This is a genomic window from Streptomyces sp. NPDC101178 (genome assembly GCF_044767965.1).
In the GTDB taxonomy this organism is placed as follows: domain Bacteria; phylum Actinomycetota; class Actinomycetes; order Streptomycetales; family Streptomycetaceae; genus Streptomyces.
The window spans coordinates 349,477-369,713 of the sequence record NZ_JBIWOZ010000004.1 but is presented as its reverse complement, the minus strand read 5'-3'; the positions used below and the strand labels follow the sequence as shown (position 1 = coordinate 369,713).

19 protein-coding genes are annotated in these 20,237 nt (G+C 72.5%); 9 read left to right on the top strand and 10 right to left on the bottom strand.

Features of this window, described 5'->3' with window-relative positions:
- Nucleotides 1–15: 15 nt before the first annotated feature.
- The gene (locus ACIRR8_RS14055; RefSeq protein ID WP_404063410.1) at nucleotides 16–909 is read right to left on the bottom strand and encodes a LysR family transcriptional regulator; all 894 of its coding nucleotides are present in this window, start codon (nucleotides 907–909) and stop codon (nucleotides 16–18) included.
- 95 nt (nucleotides 910–1,004) lie between these two features.
- Here ACIRR8_RS14055 and ACIRR8_RS14050 point away from each other — a divergent pair, with 95 nt between their 5' ends.
- The 3 genes from ACIRR8_RS14050 to ACIRR8_RS14040 are packed head-to-tail and all read left to right on the top strand — an operon-like array spanning nucleotide 1,005 to nucleotide 4,403.
- Nucleotides 1,005–1,709 carry a succinate dehydrogenase gene (locus ACIRR8_RS14050; protein WP_404063407.1) on the top strand — a complete coding sequence of 235 codons (705 nt, stop codon included), beginning with the start codon at nucleotides 1,005–1,007 and terminating at the stop codon, nucleotides 1,707–1,709.
- Nucleotide 1,710: 1 nt separating this feature from the next.
- Nucleotides 1,711–3,660, top strand: coding sequence for a fumarate reductase/succinate dehydrogenase flavoprotein subunit (locus ACIRR8_RS14045; protein ID WP_404063404.1), 1,950 nt, complete (start codon nucleotides 1,711–1,713; stop codon nucleotides 3,658–3,660).
- Entirely contained in the window at nucleotides 3,657–4,403 is a 747-nt protein-coding gene (locus ACIRR8_RS14040) for a succinate dehydrogenase/fumarate reductase iron-sulfur subunit (RefSeq protein WP_404063401.1), read from the top strand. Before ACIRR8_RS14045 ends, ACIRR8_RS14040 begins: the two co-directional genes overlap by 4 nt.
- A gap of 46 nt (nucleotides 4,404–4,449) precedes the next feature.
- Here the strand turns inward: ACIRR8_RS14040 and uvrA are convergent, their stop codons facing one another.
- Together uvrA and ACIRR8_RS14030 are read right to left on the bottom strand one after the other, a co-directional pair.
- The gene (gene uvrA / locus ACIRR8_RS14035; RefSeq protein WP_404063398.1) at nucleotides 4,450–6,873 is read right to left on the bottom strand and encodes an excinuclease ABC subunit UvrA; all 2,424 of its coding nucleotides are present in this window, start codon (nucleotides 6,871–6,873) and stop codon (nucleotides 4,450–4,452) included.
- Between the two features lie 41 nt (nucleotides 6,874–6,914).
- Nucleotides 6,915–8,219 (bottom strand): MFS transporter, encoded by a 1,305-nt coding sequence (locus ACIRR8_RS14030; RefSeq protein ID WP_404063395.1) that lies wholly within the window; start codon nucleotides 8,217–8,219, stop codon nucleotides 6,915–6,917.
- A gap of 56 nt (nucleotides 8,220–8,275) precedes the next feature.
- On the opposite strand from ACIRR8_RS14030, the gene ACIRR8_RS14025 reads away from it, so the two are divergent.
- Entirely contained in the window at nucleotides 8,276–8,842 is a 567-nt protein-coding gene (locus ACIRR8_RS14025; protein WP_404063392.1) for a CGNR zinc finger domain-containing protein, read from the top strand.
- 10 nt (nucleotides 8,843–8,852) lie between these two features.
- Here ACIRR8_RS14025 and ACIRR8_RS14020 read toward each other — a convergent pair whose 3' ends face one another.
- A complete protein-coding gene (locus tag ACIRR8_RS14020; protein WP_404063389.1) occupies nucleotides 8,853–9,854 on the bottom strand; it encodes an MsnO8 family LLM class oxidoreductase in 1,002 nt (333 codons plus the stop codon).
- Nucleotides 9,855–9,942: 88 nt separating this feature from the next.
- On the opposite strand from ACIRR8_RS14020, the gene ACIRR8_RS14015 reads away from it, so the two are divergent.
- On the top strand, nucleotides 9,943–10,431 hold the full coding sequence (locus ACIRR8_RS14015; RefSeq protein WP_404063385.1) for a hypothetical protein: 489 nt from the start codon (nucleotides 9,943–9,945) through the stop codon (nucleotides 10,429–10,431).
- Here ACIRR8_RS14015 and ACIRR8_RS14010 read toward each other — a convergent pair whose 3' ends face one another.
- Nucleotides 10,432–10,647 carry a dodecin gene (locus ACIRR8_RS14010; RefSeq protein ID WP_356753668.1) on the bottom strand — a complete coding sequence of 72 codons (216 nt, stop codon included), beginning with the start codon at nucleotides 10,645–10,647 and terminating at the stop codon, nucleotides 10,432–10,434.
- 203 nt (nucleotides 10,648–10,850) lie between these two features.
- Between ACIRR8_RS14010 and ACIRR8_RS14005 the strand changes: the two genes are divergently transcribed.
- The 3 genes from ACIRR8_RS14005 (at nucleotide 10,851) to ACIRR8_RS13995 (ending at nucleotide 14,071) form a co-directional block, all read left to right on the top strand.
- Complete coding sequence (locus tag ACIRR8_RS14005) at nucleotides 10,851–12,104, top strand: extracellular solute-binding protein (protein ID WP_404063382.1); 1,254 nt, start codon at nucleotides 10,851–10,853, stop codon at nucleotides 12,102–12,104.
- A 201-nt stretch (nucleotides 12,105–12,305) separates the two neighbouring features.
- Nucleotides 12,306–13,127: a GNAT family N-acetyltransferase gene (locus tag ACIRR8_RS14000; protein ID WP_404063380.1), complete on the top strand. Its 822-nt coding sequence runs from the start codon at nucleotides 12,306–12,308 to the stop codon at nucleotides 13,125–13,127.
- Complete coding sequence (locus ACIRR8_RS13995; RefSeq protein WP_404063378.1) at nucleotides 13,124–14,071, top strand: lysophospholipid acyltransferase family protein; 948 nt, start codon at nucleotides 13,124–13,126, stop codon at nucleotides 14,069–14,071. The genes ACIRR8_RS14000 and ACIRR8_RS13995 overlap by 4 nt, the downstream gene beginning before the upstream one ends.
- On the opposite strand, the gene egtD is transcribed toward ACIRR8_RS13995, so the two are convergent.
- From egtD to ACIRR8_RS13970, 5 genes are all read right to left on the bottom strand, one after another.
- A complete protein-coding gene (gene egtD / locus ACIRR8_RS13990; RefSeq protein ID WP_404063375.1) occupies nucleotides 14,014–14,976 on the bottom strand; it encodes an L-histidine N(alpha)-methyltransferase in 963 nt (320 codons plus the stop codon). The two genes, ACIRR8_RS13995 and egtD, sit on opposite strands and share 58 nt — an antisense overlap.
- The gene (egtC, locus tag ACIRR8_RS13985; RefSeq protein ID WP_404063373.1) at nucleotides 14,973–15,728 is read right to left on the bottom strand and encodes an ergothioneine biosynthesis protein EgtC; all 756 of its coding nucleotides are present in this window, start codon (nucleotides 15,726–15,728) and stop codon (nucleotides 14,973–14,975) included. The genes egtD and egtC overlap by 4 nt, the downstream gene beginning before the upstream one ends.
- Complete coding sequence (gene egtB, locus ACIRR8_RS13980) at nucleotides 15,728–17,095, bottom strand: ergothioneine biosynthesis protein EgtB (RefSeq protein ID WP_404063371.1); 1,368 nt, start codon at nucleotides 17,093–17,095, stop codon at nucleotides 15,728–15,730. The genes egtC and egtB overlap by 1 nt, the downstream gene beginning before the upstream one ends.
- Nucleotides 17,092–18,438 (bottom strand): ergothioneine biosynthesis glutamate--cysteine ligase EgtA, encoded by a 1,347-nt coding sequence (gene egtA, locus ACIRR8_RS13975; protein ID WP_404063368.1) that lies wholly within the window; start codon nucleotides 18,436–18,438, stop codon nucleotides 17,092–17,094. The genes egtB and egtA overlap by 4 nt, the downstream gene beginning before the upstream one ends.
- A 178-nt stretch (nucleotides 18,439–18,616) precedes the next feature.
- Nucleotides 18,617–19,084 (bottom strand): type II toxin-antitoxin system PemK/MazF family toxin, encoded by a 468-nt coding sequence (locus ACIRR8_RS13970; protein WP_404063366.1) that lies wholly within the window; start codon nucleotides 19,082–19,084, stop codon nucleotides 18,617–18,619.
- Between the two features lie 118 nt (nucleotides 19,085–19,202).
- Between ACIRR8_RS13970 and ACIRR8_RS13965 the strand changes: the two genes are divergently transcribed.
- The gene (locus tag ACIRR8_RS13965) at nucleotides 19,203–20,225 is read left to right on the top strand and encodes a LacI family DNA-binding transcriptional regulator (protein ID WP_404063363.1); all 1,023 of its coding nucleotides are present in this window, start codon (nucleotides 19,203–19,205) and stop codon (nucleotides 20,223–20,225) included.
- Nucleotides 20,226–20,237 lie beyond the last annotated feature (12 nt).

Genomic DNA, 20,237 nt, shown 5'->3' with positions numbered 1-20,237 from the left:
CCGGGTGCGGGGACGTCACCCGCCCTCCGGCCCGTGCTCCAGCAGCATCCGCTGGAGCTCCCGGGCCGCCCGGGGCGGGGCCACGTCGCTGCGGTGCGCGAGAGCGATCGTGCGCCGCAGCCCCGGCTCGGCCAGCGGGGTCCTCCGCAGGTCGGGGCCCGCCCGGTTGGCGGCCATGCCCGGCACGACGGCGATGCCGAGCCCCGCCCGTACGAAACCGAGCACCGCGTCCATCTCGCCGCCCTCCACCGTGAACGAGGGCTCGAACCCCTCCGCCCGGCAGGCGGCGAGCGTCAGCTCCCGCAGGTTGTAGCCGTGCCGGAACATCACCAGCGGCGCCCCTTCGAGATCCGCGATCCGCACGTGGCCACCGTGCCCCGGCGCGGGTCCGGCGGCCGACACCACCACCAGGTCCTCCCGCAGCAGCTCCACCGTGGTCAGCGCGGGCGAGGCGGCGGGCAGCGGCAGCACCACCAGCGCCAGGTCGAGAGCGCCGCGCGCCAGCTGCCGTACGAGGTCGTGCGAGCCGCCCTCCTCCAGCAGCAGCCGCACCCCCGGATGGCGGTCGTGGAAGGCGCGCAGCACATCGGGCAGCAGCCCCGTGCAGAGGCTCGGCGTCGCCCCGAGCCGCACCCGGCCGCTCCGCAGCTGCACCAGCTCCTGCACCTCGTGGCGGGCGGTCTCCGCGTCCGCGAGGATCCGCCGGGCCAGCGGCAGCAGCGCCTCGCCCGCGTCGGTGAGCGCGATGTTGCCGCGGGCCCGGCTGAACAGTTCGGCGCCCAGCTCGCTCTCCAGCGCCCGGATCTGCTGGGAGAGCGAGGGCTGCGAGACATGCACGGCCTCGGCGGCCCGGGTGAAGTGCAGGGTTTCGGCCACGGCCACGAAATAGGTCAGCTGCTGGAACTGCATACACCGAGGCTACGGTCATTTCATAGGTCATGCCTATGAAGATCAGCCACTCCATGTCTTGGACTGATCAGCCCCGGACCCCTACGGTCGGGTTCATGGCATTGGCAACGCGGACGGACCGACGGCCGTCGATGACGCGTACGCTCTGGGACTCGACCGTCGGCAAGAAGACCATCATGGCCGTGAGCGGCCTGATCATGCTCGGGTACCTCGTCGCCCATATGGTCGGCAACCTGAAGATCTTCTTCGGACCCGGCGAATTCGACGGCTACGCCCACTGGCTGCGCACCATGGGCGAACCGATCCTGCACTACGAGTGGGCGCTGTGGATCGTCCGCGTGGTGCTGGTCGCCGCCGTCGTGCTGCACGGCATCTCCGCGTACCAACTGAGCCGGCGCGACATCAGAGCGCGCCCGGCGAAGTACGTCCACAAGCGGCCGCGCGCCAGCTACGCCACCCGGACCATGCGGTGGGGCGGGATCATCCTCGCGCTCTTCATCGTCTGGCACATCCTCGACCTGACGACCGGCACCGTCCACACCAGCTTCCAGGCCGGGCACCCGTACCAGAACGTGATCGACACCTTCTCCACCTGGTACGGCAACGTCATCTACATCGTCGCCGTGCTCGCCATGGGCCTCCACGTCCAGCACGGATTCTGGAGCGCCGCGCAGACGCTCGGCGTCGGCAACGCGACCCGAGACCGCGTCCTGAAGACCCTCGCCAACGTCCTCGCGGCGGTACTGACCCTGGGCTTCATCTCCGTACCCGTCGCCGTCATGACCGGAGTGGTGAGCTGACATGCCCGACTACACCAACTACGCCACCGGCGAGCCCGTCGTCGACACCAAGGCCCCCGAAGGACCCGTCGCCGAGCGCTGGGACACCCGCCGCTTCCAAGCCAAACTCGTGAACCCGGCCAACCGGCGCAAACACACGGTCATCGTCGTCGGCACCGGACTGGCCGGCGGTTCGGCCGGCGCCACCCTGGCCGAACAGGGCTACCACGTCGTCCAGTTCTGTTTCCAGGACTCGCCCCGCCGCGCCCACTCGGTCGCCGCCCAGGGCGGGATCAACGCGGCGAAGAACTACCGCAACGACGGCGACTCCATCCACCGGCTCTTCTACGACACCGTCAAGGGCGGCGACTTCCGCGCCCGGGAGTCCAACGTCCACCGGCTGGCCCAGATCTCGGTGGAGATCATCGACCAGTGCGTCGCCCAGGGCGTCCCCTTCGCCCGCGAGTACGGCGGCCTCCTCGACAACCGCTCCTTCGGCGGCGTCCAGGTCTCCCGCACGTTCTACGCGCGCGGCCAGACCGGGCAGCAGCTCCTCCTCGGCGCCTACCAGGCGCTCTCCCGGCAGATCGCCACGGGCGGCGTCGAACTCCACGCCCGTACCGAGATGCTGGACCTCATCGTGGTCGACGGAAAGGCGCGCGGCATCGTCGCCCGCGACCTCGTCACCGGGAAGATCGACACCTATTTCGCCGACGCGGTCGTCCTGGCCACCGGTGGCTACGGCAATGTCTTCTACCTGTCGACCAACGCCATGAACTCCAACGCCACCGCCATCTGGCGGGCCCACCGGCGCGGCGCCTACCTGGCCAACCCCTGCTTCACCCAGATCCACCCCACCTGCATCCCGCGCACCGGCGACCACCAGTCCAAGCTCACCCTGATGAGCGAGTCGCTTCGCAACGACGGCCGCATCTGGGTCCCCAAGGCCAAGGGCGACGACCGCCCGGCCGACCAGATCCCCGAGGACGAGCGCGACTACTACCTGGAGCGCATCTACCCCGCCTTCGGCAACCTGGTGCCCCGCGACATCGCCTCCCGCGCCGCCAAGAACGTCTGCGACGAGGGACGCGGCGTCGGCCCCGGCGGGCAAGGGGTCTACCTGGACTTCGCCGAGGCCATCGGGCGCATGGGCCGCAAGGCGGTCGAGGCCAAGTACGGCAACCTCTTCGACATGTACCAGCGGATCACCGACGAGGACCCCTACACGGTCCCGATGCGGATCTACCCGGCCGTGCACTACACGATGGGCGGCCTCTGGGTCGACTACGACCTCTCGACCACCATCCCCGGCCTCTTCGCGATCGGCGAGGCGAACTTCTCCGACCACGGGGCCAACCGGCTCGGCGCCTCCGCGCTGATGCAGGGCCTCGCGGACGGCTACTTCGTCCTGCCCTCCACCATCAACGACTACCTCGCCCGCAACCCGCACACCGAGAAGGTCGACGCGGAACACCCGGCCGTGGCCGAGGTGGTGGCGGAGACCGAGGACCGCATCAACCTGCTGCTCTCCGTCGACGGCGACCGCACCCCCGACTCCTTCCACCGCGAGATCGGTGAACTCATGTGGGAGTACTGCGGGATGGCCCGCACCGAGGACGGGCTGCGCAAGGCGCTCGCCAAGATCCCGGAGATCCGCGAGGAGTTCTGGCGCCGCATCAAGGTGCCCGGCACCGGCGAGCAGTTCAACCAGTCGCTGGAGAAGGCGAATCGCATCGTCGACTACCTGGAGCTCGCCGAGCTGATGTGCCTCGACGCCCTGCACCGCGCCGAGTCCTGCGGCGGCCACTTCCGTGCCGAGTCCCAGACCGCGGACGGCGAGGCCGAGCGGCGCGACGAGGAGTTCTCGTACGCCGCCGCCTGGGAGTTCACCACCACCGGCGGCGCACCCGTCCTGCACAAGGAAGACCTCGTCTTCGAGTACGTCCACCCCACTCAGCGGAGCTACGCATGAAGCTCACCCTGCGCGTCTGGCGCCAGCGGAATGCCCAGACGCCCGGCGCCATGGCCACCTACGAAGTCGACGGGATCTCCCAGGACATGTCGTTCCTGGAGATGCTCGACACCCTCAACGAGGAGCTCATCCTCGCCGGGGACGAGCCCGTCGCCTTCGACCACGACTGCCGTGAAGGCATCTGCGGCGCGTGCAGCCTCGTCATCAACGGCGACGCCCACGGCCCGGAGCGCACCACCACCTGCCAGCTCCACATGCGGTCCTTCGCCGACGGCGACACGATCGACATCGAGCCGTGGCGGGCCTCGGCCTTCCCGGTCGTCAAGGACCTGGTCGTGGACCGCTCCTCCTTCGACCGGATCATCCAGTCCGGCGGCTACATCTCCGCCCCCACCGGCACCGCGCCCGACGCACACGCCACCCCGGTGCCCAAGCCGGACGCCGAACTCGCCTTCGAGAACGCCGAATGCATCGGCTGCGGCGCCTGCGTCGCGGCCTGCCCGAACGGCTCGGCGATGCTGTTCACGGCCGCCAAGGTCAACCACCTCAACGTCCTGCCGCAGGGCGCCCCGGAGCGCGAGACCCGCGTGCTGGACATGGTGGCCCAGATGGACGAGGAGGGGTTCGGCGGCTGCACGCTGACCGGCGAGTGCGCGACCGCCTGCCCGAAGGGCATCCCGCTGCCGTCGATCGCGGCGATGAACAAGGAGTGGCTGCGCGCGACGCGCAAAGTCCGCCGCTGACGGGCGAGTTGATCCCGTACGGTGCCGAGTTCCGGCCCGTACGGGATCATTTGCCCAGCGCCTTGGCCAGATACGGCGCCGTACGGCTCTCCGTCGACCGCGCCACCTCCTCGGGCGTACCGGTCGCCACGATCCGCCCGCCCCGGTCGCCGCCGCCCGGCCCCAGGTCGATCACCTGGTCCGCGCCCGCCACGACGGCCATGTCGTGCTCCACGACCACCACCGTGTTCCGCGCGTCCACCAGCCCGTGCAACTGCCGCATCAGCACCTCGACATCGGCAGGATGCAGACCGGTCGTCGGCTCGTCCAGCAGATACAGGGTGTGTCCGCGCCGGGTGCGCTGGAGCTCGGAGGCGAGCTTGATCCGCTGCGCCTCACCGCCGGACAGCTCGGTGGCGGGCTGGCCGAGCCGCAGATAGCCGAGCCCGACGTCCAGCAGCGTGCTCAGCGCGCGCTCGGCGGCCGGGGTGCCGGCAAAGAAGGATGCGGCCGACTCCACCGTCAGGTCGAGGACTTGAGCGACCGTCAGGTCGCGCAGCGTGACCTCCAGCGTCTCCGGGTTGTAGCGGGCGCCATGGCAGTCCGGGCACGGCGCGTACGTGCTCGGCAGGAAGAGCAGCTCCACCGAGACGAACCCCTCACCCTGGCACGTCTCGCACCGCCCGCCGCTCACGTTGAACGAGAACCGTCCGGCCGTGTAGCCGCGCTCCCGCGCCGTCTCCGTCCGCGCGAACAGCTTCCGTACGGTGTCGAAGAGTCCGGTGTACGTGGCCAGGTTGGACCGGGGCGTCCGCCCGATCGGCTTCTGGTCCACCTGGACGAGCCGGTCAACGGCCTCCAGGCCGGTCACGGAGGCGCAGTACCGCTCACCCGCCCCGACCTCCTCGCTTGCCTGCCGGTCCGCCAGTACCCCGGCGAGCACCTGGCCGACGAGGGTCGACTTGCCGGACCCGGACACGCCGGTCACCGCCGTGAACACGCCGAGCGGGAAGGCCGCGTCGACGCCGCGAACGTTGTGCCGCTCCACGCCGGAGAGCCGGATCCACCCGCTCGGCGTACGCGGCTCCCGTACCCGCGCGGGCCCCCGGCCGTCCTCGGGGAAGAGGAACCGCCGCGTCGCCGACTCCGGCACCTCCGCCAGCCCCTTCGGCGGCCCGCTGTGCAGCACCCGCCCACCGTGCTCCCCGGCCAGCGGCCCCACGTCCACCAGCCAGTCCGCCCGCCGCACCACATCCATCTGGTGCTCCACCACGAAGACCGAGTTCCCGGCCTCCTTGAGCCGGCCGAGCACCCCCAGCAGGGACTCCGTATCGGCGGGGTGCAGTCCGGCCGACGGCTCGTCCAGGACGTAGACCACCCCGAAGAGCCCCGAACGCAGCTGGGTCGCCAGCCGCAGCCGCTGCAACTCGCCCGAGGAGAGGGTCGGGGCCGTCCGGTCCAGGCTCAGATAGCCGAGCCCCAGCTCCGTCACCGTCCCGATCCGGGCCAGCAGGTCACCCGTCAGCACCCGGGCCGTCTCCTCGCCGCCGGCCCCGGCCCCCACGAGCACCTCGGCCAGCGCGGAGAGCGGCAGCCCGGCCAGCTCCGCGATGGTCCGCCCGGCGAAGGTCACCGCCATCGCCTCCGGCCGCAGCCTGCTCCCGCCGCACACCGGACACGGCACACTCGTCAGGAAGCGCTCCGCCTTCGCCCGCAGCGTGCGGCTCCTGGTGTCGGCGAAGGTGTGCAGCACATAGCGCCGGGCGCTCATGTACGTTCCCTGGTAAGGGCGTTGGATGCGGCCCGCGTCCCGTACCGGATGGACCGTCACCACCGGCTGCTCGTCCGTGAACAGGATCCACTCCCGGTCCTTCGCCTCCAGCTCACGCCACGGCCGGTCGACGTCGTAGCCGAGGGTGTCCAGCACATCCCGCAGGTTCTTCCCCTGCCAGGCACCCGGCCACGCGGCGATCGCACCGTTCCGGATCGACAGCGAGGGATCGGGGACCAGCAGCTCCTCGTCCGTCCGGTGGATCCGCCCGAGCCCGTGGCACTCGGGACAGGCTCCGGCCGCGGTGTTGGGGGAGAAGGCGTCGGAGTCGAGGCGCTCGGCGCCCGCCGGATAGTCACCGGCCCGGGAGAACAGCATCCGCAGCGAGTTGGAGAGCGTGGTCACCGTCCCCACGGACGAGCGCGCACCCGGCGCCGAGCGGCGCTGCTCCAGCGAGACGGCGGGCGGCAGCCCGGTGATCTCCCCGACGGCGGGTGCGCCCACCTGGTGGATGAGGCGGCGCGCGTACGGGGCGACGGACTCGAAGTAGCGGCGCTGGGCCTCGGCGTAGATCGTGCCGAACGCCAGCGAGGACTTGCCGGATCCGGAGACGCCGGTGAAGACCGTGAGCGTGTCGCGCGGGATGTCGACGTGCACGTCCTGGAGGTTGTGCTCGCGCGCGCCGCTCACCCGGACGTACGGATCGTGGGGGGAGTGCATGGGGCTCGGCTCCGTACGTGAGGGGGGCAAACGGTTCGATTCTAGGCGCGGGTGGCGGTGTGGGCCGGTCGGGCGGGGGCGCGGACCGCGAAGGAGGCCGGTACTGCGAGGGCCGCCGTACCCGCCGCCACCAGGAGTGCGCCCGGCAGTGACCAGCCGATCAGCGGTCCGGCCGCCGCTGCCCCCACGGCGAACCCGGTGATCTTCAGGCTGGCTCCCGTGGTGAAGACCTGGCTGCGCAGCCGGTCGGGTGCCTCCCGGTGGCGTACGGCGAACAGGGCGGTGAGCTGAGGCCCCTCGGCGACGCCGACGGCGATCACCGCGACGACCAGCGCGGCAGGCCGGCCCGTGGCGGCCAAGGCCAGTGCCGCGGCCTGGAGCAGCGGGGCGGCCCTAAGGACGGTGTCGGGGGCGACGGCGTGCGGGTGGCGGGCGAACACGGCGTTGGCCGCCAGCGCGGACAGTGCCGCACCGGAGAGCAGCGCCGTGCCGAAACCGGCTGCCCCGAGGGCGTGTTCGCCCAGCAGCGGGAGGCAGGCGATCATCATGCCCTGGGCCGTGCAGGAGAGCACCGAGGTGAGGGTCGCCCGGGCCAGGTGCGGGCTGCCGATGATGGCCCGGACCCCTGAGGCGACGAGGCCGGTCAACGGCGTGGGCCGCGATGCCGTGGCCGGTCCGGCAGGCGTTGCCGCAGATCCGGCGGGCGTCGCGGCCGGTCGGGTAGGAGCCGCTGCCGGACCGGGAGGCGTCTCCGGAGATCCGGCAGGCGTCGTCACCGGCCCGGGGGGCGCCGGGAGGCGCCAGGCGGCGGGCGCGGCCGCGCCGATGAGTACCGCCGCGACCACCACGGCCGTCGGCGCGCCCAAGGCCTCGGCCACCCCGCCCGCGAGGACCGGCCCTGCCAGGCCCGCCACGCCGAAGGTCATCGCGTCCAAGGCGTTGGCCCGGGGCAGCCGTCCGTCCGGCGCGACGCGGGGAAGCTGAGCCGTCCAGCCACCCGACAGCGCCGGTCCCAGCAGCCCCGCCACCACCGCGATCAGGAGGGTGACGGCGAACGGGACGCGGCCGAGCCCGCCCACGATCACCGCCAGGCCCGCCGCGTACAGGAGGAGCGCTCCGGCCAGCAGACGGCCCGGCCGGGCCGCCCGGTCCAGCAGCGCCCCGAGCACCGGCCCGCCGACCGCCGCGGCGACGGTGACGGCCGCGAGCAGCGAGGAGGCGCCGGTGGCCGAGCCGGTGAGGGCGAGCGCGGCCAGCAGGAGCGCGGGGCCCGCCATGTCGTCGCCGGTACGGGCCGCGAGCGCGCCGACCAGGTAGGTGCGGAGGGAGGGGTGACGGTCTGCCATGGGCGGGACGGTACGCAGGTAACGAAAAACTCCGCAATATGCGTTACCTTCGCTCCATGCTCTCCACCGCTGACGACTGGTCCACCCGGCACGCGGTGCTGAGCAACGCCCGCCGCGCCGCGGCCCTCGTGAACGCCCTCACCGACGACCACCCCGACCCCGCAGAGGTCGCCAAGGTTCTGGAGGCGTACGGCGAGGTCGGCACCGTCGCCGTGACCCCGCGGGACGTCACGGAGATGCGTACGGCCGCCGTCCGGCTGCGAGAGGTCTTCGCCGCCACCGACGCCGACGGGGCGGCCACCGCGCTCAACCGGCTGCTGCGGGAGCACACCGGGCCGCTCCGGCTCACCTCCCACGGCGGCGACAGCCCCTGGCACCCCCACATCGACCGTGACGACGACGCTCCCTGGGGCGAGTGGCTGCTGGCCTCGTCGTGCGTGGCGCTGGCCGTCCTGGTCTGGGATCGGCAACGACCGCCCGGCCGCATCTGCGCCTCGCCCAGTTGCTCCGACGTCTTCATCAGCCAGGGCAGCGGCCCGGACCGCCGCTACTGCTCCCGCCGGTGCGCGACCCGCGAACGGGTGGCGGCCCACCGGCGGCAGCAGGGGAGCGGGGCCCGCTGAGCAGCGGTACTCAGCGGCCCGGTCGCATGATCCCGGCCAGCCGCCCCAGCGAGTCCACCAGCGCCTCACGGTCGTACGTGCTCGTCGTCACGAGCACCTCGTCTGCGCCGGTCTCCTCGATCGCCGCCTCCAGCTGCTCCGTCACCTGCTCCTCGGTGCCGTGGATGTGGCCCTCAAGACCACGCTCGTACAGCGCAAGTTCCTTGGCCGTCATCGTGCGGCTCTCGACCTCCTCCGCGGGCGTCAGCGGGGGGAAGCTGCCGTGGGTGCGCGCGTACGCCATGGCCCAGGCCTCCGGGACCAGCAGGCGCCGGGCCGCCTCCTCGGTGGCGGCGACGGCCACCATGCCGGAGACGATGACCTCGGGGCGCCCGGCGCGGGCGGAGGGCCGGAAGTCCCTGCGGTACACCTCGACGGCGCGGAGCACCTTCTCCCGGCCGCGCAGGTCGCCGATGACGAGCGGAAGGCCGGCCGCGGCCGCGACCGCGGCGCCCTCGCCGATCGCCAGGACGTAGGCGGGGATGTCCAGGCCCTCCGCCGGGCGGGCGTGGACCTGGGGGTGGGTCTGCTGGGTGCCGTCGATCCAGCCGAGCAGTTCGGCGAGGCGTCCGGGGAAGTCCTCCGCGTCCTCCTTGCCGTGGCCGAGCGCCCGGCGGACGCCGTCGGTGAACCCGACGGAGCGGCCGAGGCCCATGTCGATCCGGCCGGGGAAGAGCGAGGCGAGGACGCCGAACTGCTCGGCCACGACGAGCGGCTGGTGGTTGGGGAGCATCACCCCGCCGGTGCCGACCCGGATGGCGGAGGTCGCTGCGGCGACGGCGGCGGCGAGGACCGTCGGCGCCGATCCCGCGACGCCCGGCACGCTGTGGTGCTCGGAGACCCAGAAGCGGTGGTAGCCCAGCGCCTCCACCTCCCGCGCCAGCGTCACGGTGTCGCGCAGCGCTCCGGGGCCGTCGTGCCCCTGACGGGTGCGGGAGCGGTCGAGGAACGAGAAGCGGGTCGCGGCGATCACAGAGCTCACCTTCTGTTCAACGCCCTCGCCCGGTGAGGATTCCCGTTCCTGGATCGCGCGCGGAGCCGGTCCTTCCTAAGCTGGCCGGGTGAACGACGACGACCGGCCGCTGGCCGTATTCGATCTCGACGGAACCCTCGCCGACACGGCCCACCGGCAGCACTTCCTGGAAGGGCGCAAGCGCGACTGGGACGGCTTCTTCGCCGCCGCACCGGACGATCCGCCGCTCGCCGAAGGCGTGGCGCTGGTGCTCGCGAGCGCCGAGGAGTGCGAGGTGGTCTATCTGACCGGGCGGCCCGAGCGCTGCCGCCGGGCGACCGTGGAGTGGCTGAGCCGTCAGGGGCTGCCCGAGGGGCAGCTGTTCATGCGGCGCAACGACGACCGGCGCCCGGCCCGGCGGACGAAGCTGGACGTCCTCCGGAAGCTGGGCCGGTCGCGTGAGGTGCGGTTGCTCGTCGATGACGACGAGCTGGTCTGCGATGCGGCAGAGATGGCCGGATTCCATGTGGTGAGGGCCCGCTGGTTCGACCCGTCACCGGAGCTGAAGGATGCGCAGGAGCGCGACGGGCGTACCTGATCAGGCATTCTCGTCGAGCCGGAAGCCCACCTTCAGGCCGACTTGATAGTGCGCGATTCGGCCATCCTCGATATGGCCGCGAACTTGCACAATCTCGAACCAGTCGAGATTGTGCAACGTTTCCGCCGCTCTTGCGACGCCGTTCCGGATCGCCGCGTCGATGCCCTCCTCGGAGGTTCCTACGATTTCGGTTACCCGATAGGTGTGGTTGGACATGATTTGTCTCCTCTCTGGTGACCACGGTGCCTCAATCCCGGGTCTCGCGCGAGGGGGCGAGCGGGTCGAATCGGGACGAGCGCGCGCCTTGACCTACTGATTGGTCCATACCAAAATTCAGCCAAACGCCCGTGCGAGCGCCGCCCGCAATCCCCCCACACCGGGTCCCGATTTCGTCGTGCCGTTTCGCAGAAGGTGACTACGTGAAGAACCGCATACTCGTCGGAGCCGTCGTGCTCGTTTCGTCACTCACGCTCAGCGGATGTGGCTACTTCTCCGGTTCGGGTGGTGGGGACCGCACGGTGACGGTCTGGCTGATGAAGGACAGCGTCTCGCAGGGATTCCTGGAGAAGTTCACCAGCGCGTACGAGGAGGAGAATCCCTCCGTCAAGCTGGACTTCAAGATCCAGGAGTGGAGCGGCATCGGCCCCAAGGTCCTCGACGCCCTGGAGAGCGACGACGCCCCCGATGTCATCGAGGTCGGCAACACCCAGGTCGCGCAGTACGCGCAGAGCGGCGGCCTCCGTGACCTCACCCTCGAATCGATGCGTGACCTGGGCAGCGAGGACTGGCTGCCCGGCCTGGCCCAGCCCGGCCAGATCAGCGGCGTGCAGTACGGCATCCCCTGGTACGCGGCCAACCGCGTGGTGATCTACAACAAGGAGATCTTCCAGGCCGCCGGGGTGGAGGACCTCCCCAAGACCCGCGCCGAGTGGATCGCGGACACGGAGAAGCTCAACACCCAGGGCAACCAGGGAATTTACCTGGCCGGCCAGAACTGGTACGTACTGGCCGGATTCATCTGGGACGAAGGTGGCGAACTCGCCGAAGGCGGCGGCGGTGACTGGCGGGGCACGCTGGACACGCCCCAGGCGCTCGCCGGAATGAACTTCTACAAGGAACTCCAGGCGCTCGGCGAGGGACCCGCGGACTCCGACGAGGAGAAGCCGCCGCAGAACGACGTATTCGCCCAGGGCGACGTCGCGCAGATCATCTCGCTCCCCGGCAGCGCCGCGCTCATCGAGCAGAAGAATCCCGAACTCAAGGGAAAGCTCGGCTACTTCCCCATTCCCGGCAAGACCGCCAAGGCCCCCGGCTCCGTCTTCACCGGCGGCTCGGACCTCATCGTCCCGAAGAACGCCGACCAGCGCAGCGCCGGCATCGCCGTCGTCAAGGCACTGGCGAGCCAGAAGTGGCAGACCGAACTGGCCCGCACCATGAGCTACGTTCCCAACAAACCCAAGCTCGCCCATGTCGTCGAGGGCGAGGAGGGCACCGCCGCGATGGCCGAAGGCGCGAGCCAGGGCCGCGCCACGCCCAACTCCTCGCAGTGGGCCAAGGTCGAGGCGGAGAACCCGATCAAGCCGTACATGACGGCGGTGCTCACGGGCGCCGACCCGGCCCGGGAGGCGAAGAAGGCGTCGGAGCGCATCACGGCCATGCTCGCCGGCAGCTGAGCCGGCCGCCGGTCCACGGGTCCGCCGGCAGCCCGGCCGCGGCTGATCCGCGGCCGGTCTCTGGGGATTCAGCCGTCGCACATCCCCGCGCTCCACGACGGTCACGTCGAATCCAGCCGGTGACGGAAGAAGTAGAGGGCCGGGCCTTTGCGCCGCGAGGGCCCGGCAGCCGTCCCTGCTGATCCGTCCCCGGAGACCGCCATGACCGTGCTGCCCTCCGCCCCGCCCGCGCCCGCCCGGATCGCCCCTCCGGCGCCGGCCCCCGCCGCTCCCCGCTCCCCGGAACCGGCCGCCTACCGCGTCTCCCTCGCCACCGGCCAGGAGGACGTACGAGCCGCCCAGCGCCTGCGCCACCAGGTGTTCGCCGGTGAGCTGGGAGCCATGCTGGAGGGCCCCGAACCGGGCATCGACAGCGACGCGTTCGACGCGTACTGCGACCACCTGCTGGTCCGCGAGACCGCCACGGACGAGGTCGTCGCCACCTACCGCCTCCTCCCGCCCGACCGCGCCCGGGCAGCCGGACGGCTCTACGCCGAGAGCGAGTTCGACCTCACCCGCCTCGCGCCCATCCGCGACGACCTCGTCGAGGTCGGCCGCTCCTGCGTCCACCCCGCCCACCGCGACGGCGCCGTCATCGCCCTCGTCTGGGCCGGGCTCGCCCGCTACATGGAGCGCACGGGCCATACCTGGCTCGCCGGCTGCTGCTCCCTGCCGCTGGCCGACGGCGGCACGCTCGCCGCCCGCAGCTGGAACACCGTACGCACCGCGCACCTGGCGCCCCAGGAGTACTGGGTCACCCCGCACCGCCTCTGGGACTCCGCCGCGCACCCCGACGCCGGACCGGGCTCCCGGGCCGACCTGCCGCCGCTGCTCCGCGGCTATCTGCGGCTCGGCGCCTGGGTCTGCGGAGCTCCGGCGTACGACCCCGAGTTCAACGTGGCCGACCTGTACGTCCTGCTCTCGCTGCGCCGGACCGACCCGCGCTACCTGCGCCACTTCCTCTCACTCGCCCCGCAGGCATGAGCGCCTCGCGTACCACCGTCACGAGCGCCTCGCGTGCCGCAGGTCCGAGCGCCTGGCTGCCCGTCGCTCCCTGCACCCCCCAGCTCTGTGCCCGCCACACGGGAGCGGTCCGGGCCCCGCTCCCCGCCGTCCTGCGGCTCCTCGCCGGCTGTGCGTGGACGCTGCTGGGCGTGGCCTGCGCGCTGCCGGTCCGGCTGCTCGCGGCGGGCCCGCGCGGTCGGCTGGTGCGGTGGTGGGCGCGGTGTGTGCCGCGTGCCTTCGGCGTACGGGTGACGGTCCGCGCGCATCCGTACGCCGAAGGCACCGGCGGTGAGCTCGTCGTCGCCAACCATGTCTCCTGGCTGGACATTCCGCTCGTCGCCGCCGTACTGCCCGGCCGGATGCTCGCCAAGAGCGAGGTCGGGCGCTGGCCGGTGCTGGGGCGGCTCGCCGGGCTCGGCTCCACGCTCTTCATCGACCGGGACCGGCTGCGCGCGCTGCCCGGGGCCGTGGACACCGTGGCCGGGGCGCTGCGTTCCGGCTCGCGGGTGGTGGCGTTCCCCGAGGGCAGCACCTGGTGCGGGCGGGGGAGCGGCGGGGTGTTCCGGCCGGCGGTGTTCCAGGCGGCGATCGACGCGGAGGTCTGCGTACGGCCGGTCCGGATCGCCTACCGTCCCACGGGCGCGGTCGCGTTCGTCGGGAACGATCCGCTCGCCGCCTCGCTGTGGCGGGTGGTGCGGGCGGCCGGGCTCGCCGCAGAGGTCGAGGTCCTCGCCCCCATCCCGGCCGGCGATTTCGCGTCCACCCCGCCGGGCGGTGAGCCGGGCCGCCGTGGTCTGGCCCGTACGGCGGGAGCCGCCGTCGCCGGTACGTACCGGACGACGACGGCTCCTGTGGCGGTCGTGGCTCAGACCGCCGTGGCCAGCGACAGCGCGAACCGGCCAGCCGCGTCCGTCCACCACTGAGCCAGCTGGAGTCCGGCCGCTTCCAGCTCCTCGCGCACGTCCTCCTGGCGGAACTTCGCCGACACCTCCGTGCGCAGCTCCTCACCGGCCTCGAACGGCACCACCAGATCCAGCTCACGGATCTTCACGCTCAGCGCCCGGCGGGCGCGCAGCCGCATCTCGATCCAGCGCTGCTCCGGGTTCCAGCGGGCGACATGCTCGAAGTCCTCCAGCGGGAAGTCCGCGCCCAGCTCGCGGTTGACGACGTTGAGCACGTTCTTGTTGAAGGCCGCGGTCACGCCCGACGCGTCGTCGTACGCGGCGACCAGCGTCTCCTCGTCCTTCACCAGGTCCGTGCCGAGCAGCAGCGTGTCGCCGGGGGAGAGGAGCGAGCGGACCGAGTGCAGGAAGCCGGCCCGCTCTTCCGGGAGCAGATTGCCGATCGTGCCGCCGAGGAAGGCGACCAGCCGCGGCCCCGGAGTGCCGGGCAGCGCGAGACCACCGGTGAAGTCGGCGATCAGCGCGTGGACCGAGAGCCCCGGATGCTCGGCGATCAGCGATTCGGCCGCCCCGGTCAGCGCGCTCTCGCTCACGTCCACCGGGACGTAACTCTCCAGCCCCTCCAGAGCGTTCAGCAGATGGCGGGTCTTCTCCGAGGAGCCCGAGCCCAGCTCGATCACGGTCCGGGCCCCCGAGGCGGCGGCGATCTCCTCGGCGCGCTCCTCCAGGATCTCCCGCTCCGCGCGGGTCGGGTAGTACTCGGGCAGCCGGGTGATGTCCTCGAACAGCTCGCTGCCGCGCGCGTCGTAGAACCACTTGGGCGGCAGCGTCTTCGGATGCCGGGTCAGCCCGCTCAGGACGTCGGCGCGCAGCGCCGCGTCCGTCGCGTCCTCCGGCAGGGTGCGGGTCAGCAGGAAAGGACTCACGCGGCGGGCTCCTTGAGCGGTGTGGGGGTGACGGCTGCGGAGGTGGCGACCAGCAGGGTGCGGTCGGGTATCTCGCGCCAGCGTGGATCGTCGTCGTACGGCTCCGAGGCCACGGCGGTCGAGCGGCCCGGGTCGTGGAGATACCAGAGGGTGTCGCCCCATGCGGAGGCCACGACGGTGGTGCCGTCCGTGACCAGCAGGTTGAGCCGGGAGGCGGGTGCCGCCTCTGCGACCTCCCGTACGGTCTCCGCGACCGCCGTCGCCACGTCGTCCCCGGCCGCCACCCGGTGCAGGACCAGCGCCCAGAGCAGCGCGGAGTCGTTGCGGGCGGCCAGCGACAGCAGCTCCTCGGCGGGCAGTGCGGCGGCCGGGGCCGCGAGGGAGGCCGGCCAGCCCAGTACCGCGCCGTTGTGGCTGAAGAGCAGCCCCCCGGCGGCGTACGGAGCGGCCGCGGCCTCCCCGTCCGCGCCCGCCTCTGTGGCGTCCCGTACGGCGGCGAGCAGCGCGGTCGTCCGCACCACCCGGGCCAGGTCCACGAAGGTCTGGTCGTGCCAGATCGGCCCCTGGCGCCGGTAGCGTCCGGGGACCGGGTCGCCGTCCGCGTACCAGCCGACGCCGAAGCCGTCCGCGTTGACCGTTCCGTACCGCTGGCGGCGCGGCGCCCAGGACTGGCGCACCAGCGAGTGCGGCGGCTCGGACAACACGGCCCCGAGCGCCACCGGATCGCCCACATAGGCGATATGACGGCACATCAGGCGTCCCTCGCGGTGCGGAACCCGGAGAAGATCTGCCGCCGCACCGGCAGGTCCCAGTTGCGGAACGTGCCCCGGCAGGCCACCTGGTCCACGGCGAACGAGCCGCCGCGCAGCACCTTGTGGCCGGGCCCGAAGAACACGTCCGAATACTCCCGGTACGGAAACGCCACGAAGCCCGGATAGGGCAGGAAGTCGCTCGACGTCCACTCCCACACATCGCCGATCAGCTGACCCGCGCCGGACGGCGCCCGGCCCGCCGGATACGCACCGGCCCGCGCCGGACGCAGATGGCGCTGGCCCAGATTGGCCTGCTCGGGTGTCGGATCCGCATCGCCCCAGGGGTAGCGGAGCGAACGGCCGGTGGCGGGATCGTGCCGTGCGGCCTTCTCCCACTCGGCCTCGGTCGGCAGCCGCCGCCCCGCCCAGCGGGCGTACGCGTCGGCCTCGTACCAGCTGACGTGGAGCACCGGCTCGTCCTCCGGCACCGGCTCGGTCACGCCGAACCGGCGGCGCAGCCACTGCCCGGCGTCCCGGTGCCAGAACAGCGGTGCGGACAGGTCGTGTTCGCGGACCATGTCCCAGCCCTCGGGCGCCCACCAGCGCGGGTCGGTGTACCCGCCGTCCGCGATGAACCGCTGGTACGCGCCACAGGTGACGGGTGCGGTGTCCAGGTGGAAGGCCGCCACCTCCCGTCGGTGCGCGGGCCGTTCGTTGTCCAGGGCCCATGGCTCGGCGGAGGTGCCCATGGTGAACGGGCCCTCCGGGACGAGGACTTCGGCGGGCAGTGTGCCGGCGTCAGTGGGCTCGGGTGGGGCGGGCGCGGTCAGCGCGACCGGGCCCGTGCGGAGCTGATGGGTAATCAGCATCGTTTCGTCGTGCTGCTGTTCGTGCTGCGCGATCATCCCGAAGGCGAACCCGGCCCGCTCCAGCGGACGGCCGCCGCCGTGCAGCGGTGCGGCCTCCAGGATGTCCAGGGCCCGGCCCCGTACGTCGGAGGCGTACGTCCTGGCCTCGGCGGGCGCCAGCAGCGGCAGCGAGGGCCTCGCGGAGCGGGGGTGCTCGAAGGCGTCGTACAGCCCGTCTATCTCGGGGCGCAGCGCCTCACGTCCGCCGACGGCGCGGAGCAGCCACTGCTCCTCCTGGTTGCCGATGTGGGCCAGGTCCCAGACGAGCGGGGACATCAACGGGGAGTGCTGAGCGGTGAGTTCGCCGTCATCCACGCTGTCGGTGAGCGTGGCGGTGCGCGCGCGGGCGGTCAGCAGCGCGTCGAGCGCGCGCTGCCGGAGCGCCTCGGGGTCGTGGCCGCCGGAGCCGGCCGGGAAGCCGTCCGCGGCGGTGGCGGAGGGGTCACGGTCGTCGGTCATGCTGAGGCCGCCCTTCCGGTGTGCGGTCCGTCCGTGGGGCCGGTTGAGCCCGCCGGCCGGCTCAGTTCGGCGAGTGCGCCCGGTTCGAGCAGATCGTCGGCCGGACATCGGCCCCGGGCCACATACCGGTCGTTGAAGGCCGCCACGGTCTCCCGTACCGCCTTGCTCGCGCCCATCCGGTCGAGCGCGGTGAGCGCCGTGTCGAAGCAGGCGGTGGCCGCCGCGCGCAGCTCCGGATCGGCCAGGCCCTCGCGGGCGGCGGTCGTCCAGAGCGGGTTGCGCGGCGCGGGAGCGGATCCCGCAGTCTCGGCCAGGGGCTTCACGGTGCGGTACACGGTCTCGGCGGCCTCCGGGTCGTCGAACAGGGCGGTGGCGACGGCGAGCGGCACCAGCCACCCGTCCGCGCCGCTCTGCGCGTCGATCATGCGCAGCTCCAGGTGCCCGCGCGGCCGGACCGGCGGGAACAGGGTGGTGACGTGGTAGTCGAGATCGGCGCGGACCGGTGGCCGGGGCGCGCCGGTGCGGATCCACTCCCGGAAGGTGAGGCCCTCCGGCACGTCCCAGGGACCCTCCTCGCGCCGGACGCACATGACCGTCGTGTCCAGCGCATGGGCGGCCCAGGCGTCGCGCGGCGGCAGTCCGCCGACCGGCGCCAGCGTCCGTACGGGATCGAGATCGGCCCACAGGGCCTGCCGGGTGGACTTCCATCCGGTGGGGCGGCCCTGCCGGAACGGCGAGTTGGCGAACGCCGCCACCAGGACGGCGCCGAGGAGATGGGTCAGCTGCCAGCGCCGGCCGTAGCCGAGCGGCCCCGGCTCCTCGATGCCCGCGTCCAGGCAGACCTGGACGGAGGCGGAGGTGCACATCATCGCCCGCCCGGAGGGGCCCGCCCGGTCGAGCGCCGCCTCCATCGCGGCGTACCGCGGCTCGCGGAGCCTGCGGTGCGGGGTCTGCCACGGGTCGACGCCGAGCCCGACCGGTGCGAGCCCGGCCCGGCCGAGCGAACCGCGTACGGCGGCCAGATCGGCCGCGGTCGTCTCGACGCATTCCATCAGCGAGCCGGCGGGCTGGGAGCTGAGCTCCAGCTGCCCGCCCGGCTCGAACGTCAGTGCGGCGGACAGGGGCAGTTCGCGGAGGTCCGCGACCGCGCTGTCCAGCCGGTCCTGGGCCACCGGGACGGCGGGATGTTCCTGGTCATGGATGAGCCATTCGAGTTCCACCCCCACGGTGCGAGGGGGGCCCGTCTTGAAACATATGCCGCGCAGTAAATCCCGTGCCGTGCCCTCGTCGAGGGTGGCGGAGTCCGGGCGCGAGCCGGGGCCTCCAGGAGCGTCCGAGGACATGAGGTGCCTCCTTCTCCGTTGCGTACCTACCACCCAAACCCGTACCCCGGGATCGCACAAGAGTGCCCCTCAGCCACCGCGAACCGGTGGTTTCACACTCCTGTCACGACCAGCATGCGCCGCCCGTTCCGCACCGGCGAGCGCCGGCCGTACCGCAACCGCGGCCTCGGCCGTGCGGTCACTTCCAGCCGTACCGCTCCCGCAGCCGCACCACGACGGAATCGAACCGGTCCCGGTCCAGCGCGCACGCCTCGCGCCGCATCCCGTCGTCGTGGACCCGCAGCACCCGGTCCAGATCTACCCAGGACGGCCGGCCGGAGCTGTCCCACGGACCGGCTCCCAGCGCCACCCACTCGTGGTCCATGTCGTGCTGCCTGCTGGAGAGCTGGACGGCCAGCAGCGTCCCCGCGGCCTCCCGGGCGACGACGAGAACCGGCCGGTCCTTGCCGCGCCCGTCGTTCTCCTCGAACGGCACCCAGGTCCAGACGATCTCGCCCGGATCGGGGTCGCCGTCGCGGTCGGGGGCATACGAGGTGCGGACCGGGCCCACCTCGTGCGGATCGGCCTGGACGGTGGCGGTGGGGCCCGTGCTGCCGGGGAGGACGGGCGGGGCGTCGGAGCGCTGTGCGCTGTGGTGGAACGTCATCGCAACACCGTAGGACCCGCACGGCCCGGTTCCGGGAGCGGGTCCGCCGAACGGGGGCGCGGCGAGGCGCACCCGGCGCGCGGCGCGGCCCGGCGGATCTGGAAGACTGCCGCACGCCATGGACCAGTTACCCAAGCAGCCCGCCGAAGTCTCCGTACCGACCAGCGCCGATGTCGCGCGCCTCGCCGGAGTCTCCCGGGCCACCGTGTCGTACGTACTCAACAACAACGCCGCCGTCCGGATCAGCGAACCCACCCGGCACCGGGTCAGAGAGGCCGCCACCCAACTCGGTTACGTCCCGCACGCCGCCGCCCGCAGCCTGCGCGCCGGACACAGCCGCCTGGTCCTGCTGCCTTCCGGCCATATACCGGCGGGCCCGCTCCACCAGCACTTCTTCCAGGAGCTCCAGGCCGGACTGCGCCGCCTGGACTACACCGTGGTCCAGTACGGCAGCGCCGGGCTCGCGGACGACGAGGCGGTCCGGGCCTGGGCCGAACTGCGGCCCGTCGCCGTCGTCGTACCGCCCGGCATCACCCTCACCCCGCACGGCACGGAGATCCTCACCCGCTCCGGCGCCAAAGCGGTGATCACTCTCGGCCCGGAACCGGTGGCGGGCGCCCACGGCCTGGTCATGGACCAACGGCGGGTCGGCGCCAGCGCGGTCGGCCACCTGCTGGCCCGGGGCCGCCGCCGCATCGGCGTGGTGATGCCCCGCGAGGAAGGCCTCACGCCGTTCTCCGAACCCCGTCTCGCCGGAGCCCGGCAGACGGCGGAACCGGCCGGGGCGCACATCCGGCCGCTCCCGCTCCACTACGAGGAGGAGTCCGCGGCCGAGCTGGCGCACCGCTGGCCGGAACTGGGTCTCGACGCGGTGTTCGCGTACAACGACGAGTACGCCATGCTGCTGATGCGGGCCCTCCAGGACGCGGGCGTCGCGATACCCGGGGACACGGCCGTCGTCGGAGCGGACGACCTGCTCCTCGGCAGACTGCTCCGCCCGCGCCTCTCCACCGTCCGGATGCAGCTCGCCATGGCGGACCCGCTGGCCGAGACGATCGACCGCCTCGTCCACCACCCCGGCATCGAGCCCGTCCACCACGACCTGCTCCGCACCACTGCCGTCCACCGCGAGTCCAGCTGACCGCTCCGGAGC